General features: G+C 43.2%; 2 pseudogenes. Both read right to left on the reverse strand.

The annotated features are described in order from the left end of the window. Positions 1 to 152 (reverse strand): annotated as a pseudogene (locus AB4558_RS21955) (pyridoxal kinase); the annotation flags it as partial. Between the two features lie 206 nt (positions 153 to 358). Next, a pseudogene (locus AB4558_RS21960) lies at positions 359 to 532 on the reverse strand (bifunctional aspartate transaminase/aspartate 4-decarboxylase); the annotation flags it as partial.

Raw genomic sequence — 532 nt, forward strand, 5'->3', positions numbered from 1 at the left:
GTCCAACCTTGTTGATATTGAGTGTGATTAGAGAACTGAACAGTGTGGATTGGCCACACATCGAGTCCCATTCTTTGGATTGGAAAAACCGCAGAACTGTTTCCTGCATGCCCGTAAACCACGTGAGATTGAATAGAAATAATGCTTTTCATGCGTCGCTCTTTCAGTTTGAAATGGATTTGAATACTTGGATAAGACGACTAAATAAACACAACGGAACATCAAGATAGGAAGTTTTATCGATCTAACCACTGTGCTTATTTGGTCGGAATAGCCTCGACATCGCCGAGGCTTATTCTTAATGAGTTGGACGTCATCGGCTTTAAATCATGTATTTGATTCTAAGCCAGACTTGAACTTATGCGTCTTGAAACTCAGCGAAGTACTCATCCAATACAGTGCGTGTTGCACGGCCGATTAGCTCGTACTCGTGGTGAGTAAGGTTCGCTAGTGATACACGTACTGATGCGTGTACTGTGTCGAAACCTTTACCAGGTAGTAAGATTACGCCGGTTTCGTGAGCAAGACGGAA

The sequence above is a fragment of the Vibrio sp. 10N.222.51.C5 genome (assembly GCF_041474575.1).
Taxonomy (GTDB): Bacteria; Pseudomonadota; Gammaproteobacteria; order Enterobacterales; family Vibrionaceae; genus Vibrio; species Vibrio crassostreae_C.